3 protein-coding genes and 1 pseudogene are annotated in these 2,488 nt (G+C 60.9%); all 4 read right to left on the reverse strand.

Annotated features, from left to right (window positions below; all coding sequences use genetic code 11):
- Positions 1 to 131: 131 nt before the first annotated feature.
- Positions 132 to 698 (reverse strand): YceI family protein, encoded by a 567-nt coding sequence (locus ACE3TQ_RS26715; RefSeq protein ID WP_374586768.1) that lies wholly within the window; start codon positions 696 to 698, stop codon positions 132 to 134.
- An 18-nt stretch (positions 699 to 716) separates the two neighbouring features.
- Positions 717 to 1,262 carry a YceI family protein gene (locus ACE3TQ_RS26720; protein ID WP_374586770.1) on the reverse strand — a complete coding sequence of 182 codons (546 nt, stop codon included), beginning with the start codon at positions 1,260 to 1,262 and terminating at the stop codon, positions 717 to 719.
- 16 nt (positions 1,263 to 1,278) lie between these two features.
- Complete coding sequence (locus ACE3TQ_RS26725; RefSeq protein WP_374586772.1) at positions 1,279 to 1,803, reverse strand: cytochrome b; 525 nt, start codon at positions 1,801 to 1,803, stop codon at positions 1,279 to 1,281.
- A gap of 247 nt (positions 1,804 to 2,050) precedes the next feature.
- Positions 2,051 to 2,488 (reverse strand): annotated as a pseudogene (locus tag ACE3TQ_RS26730) (adenylosuccinate lyase); the annotation flags it as partial.

Here is a 2,488-nt window from a genome sequence, read left to right on the forward strand (position 1 = left end):
CACACCCCCGCCCCGCCCCCCCCCCCCCCCCCTTGCACCCCGGGCGGTGGGGGCCCCCCACTAAACCGCCCACTCCACCACCCACCCCCCACTTTTCTTCCTGACCCCGAAGTGGACATTTCTGCTGGGGATTACTGGGCGGCGATGGCTTCGACCTGGATGGCGAGCTTCACTTCCGGGGCGAAGGCGGGGGTGGCGTAGTTCAGGCCGAAATCGGTGCGCTTGAACTCGGCGGAGGCGTCGGCGCCGCATACTTCACGCTTCATGCGCTGGTCGATGATGCACTTGAACTTGTTGACCTTCAGGTTGACCGGCTTGGTCACGCCCAGCATGGTCAACTGGCCTTCCACTTCCACCAGCTGCTCGCCTTCGAACTTGAACTTGGTGCCTTTGTAGGTCACGGTCGGGAATTTCTCGACGTTGAACATGTCGGCGCCCTTGGCGTGGCTGTTCATCTTGTCCAGGCCGAAGTTGATGGAGGCGGCGTCGATGGTGATTTCCATGCTGCCGGTCTTGGCCGCACGGTCCATCTGGATCACGCCGCTGGTCTTGTCGAACTTGCCGCGCCAGAACGAGATGCCTTTGTGGTCGGCTTCAAAGCTCGGGTAGGTGTGGGTCGGGTCGATGTTGTAGGTGCCGGCGTGGGCGCCGACCGCAGCAACGGCCAGCAGGGCAGCGGTGATGAACTTCAGTTTCATTGGGTCTCCATCCAAAGGTTATTGAGCTACTACGTGGAACTTGATGGTCACTTCATCGGCGACCATGCTGGTGTCTTTCCATTCGCCTTCGCCAATGTTGTAGGCCAGGCGTTTGATCGGCAGGGCGCCTTCGAACACTTGCTTGCCGCCTTCGGTCTTGATGGTGATTGGGAAGGTCACATCGCTGACCTTGCCTTTAATGCTCAGTTTGCCAGTGACGTTCAGCTTGCCCGGGCCGGCGCTTTTGATCGCGCTCGAGGTGAAGGTGGCTTTCGGGAATTGGGCCGAGTTGAACCACTCTTTCTTGGCCACTTCCTTGTTCATTTCCGCCTCGCCCAGGTCCAGGCTGGCGGTCTCGACTTCGACGGTGGCCTTGGAGGTGTCGGGCGCAGCGGCGTTGTAGTCGATGACAATATTGTGCTTCTTGAACTTGGACTCGATCGGTACGTTCATTTGCTTGAACACGGCCGAGACGCTGGTCTTGGCGGGATCGGTCTTCAGTACGGCGGCGCTGGCGGCGGCGGCCACGGCCAGCAGTGCGGCCAGTAATACGCTTTTCTTCATTTGGTGTGGCTCCTGGTTATGGCAGCATGCGCTTGAGCAGGCCGTCCTTGTCGATGAATTGGTGTTTCAGCGCTGCCAGCACGTGGCCAACCACGACGGCGGCCAGCAGCATGTTCAGCCAGTAATGTACCGGTTTCAGCACTTCCTTGAGGGCCGGGCTGGCTTCGAACAGGGAGGGGATCTGGAACAGGCCCAGGTAGACCACGGGCACGCCGGCGGCGGTGGTGTACAGGTAGCCGGAAACCGGGACGGCGAACATCAGGATGTACAGGAACCAGTGGCCGGCTTCGGCGGCTTTCTTCTGGTTCTGGCTCATGCTGGCGGGCAGGGCGGGCGGCTGCTGCTTCAAGCGCCACAGCAGGCGGATGGCGGCCAGGGCGAGCACGGTCATGCCCAGCCATTTGTGCCAGGAATAGTATTTGAGCTTGGTGGGGGTGAGCCCGGGGATGTCGGTCATCACCAAACCGAGCAGGAAGGCGGCGATGATCAGCAGGGCGATCAGCCAGTGCAGCAGGATGGCGGGTTTGGTGTAGCGGTCCATTGCGGGCCTTTGGTAATTAGTACGTGTTAGGACTAAATATACCAGAGGTCGCTTTTTGTTGCTTACGGCTTGCTTAAAACCCGGTAAACCAGGGTCTGACCCGCAGGGTCAGACCCTGAATGATCTTGCTGCTGACGGTTCGGGTTTGGGCTTTTGACGTTCGGCGAACGTCAAAGGCTTTACCCCCTCCCCCCAGCGGTGGAGCTGACGGGGTCTGACCCTTGGGTCAGACCCCGGTTTGCCGGGTTCAGATGGCCTTAGCCAGCGCAGCAGCAATTCCAGTATAGTTAGCCGGCGTCATAGCCAGCAGCAGGTCTTTCGCGTCCTGCGGGATGGCCAGGCCGCTGATGAACACCTGCAGCGCTTCCTTGGTAATACCTTTGCCACGGGTCAGCTCTTTCAGCTGCTCGTACGGGTTTTCGATGCCGTAGCGGCGCATCACGGTTTGCACCGGCTCGGCCAGCACTTCCCACGACGCGTCCAGGTCGTCGGCCAGGCGCTGCGGGTTGACTTCCAGCTTGTTCAGGCCGCGCAGGCAGCTGTCATACGCCAGCAGGGTGTAGCCCAGGCCCACGCCGATATTGCGCAGCACGGTGGAGTCGGTCAGGTCGCGCTGCATGCGCGAGACCGGCAGCTTTTCGGACAGGTGCTTGAGCACGGCATTGGCCAGGCCCAGGTTGCCTTC

The organism is Pseudoduganella sp. (genome assembly GCF_041914865.1).
Classification (GTDB): domain Bacteria; phylum Pseudomonadota; class Gammaproteobacteria; order Burkholderiales; family Burkholderiaceae_D; genus Rugamonas.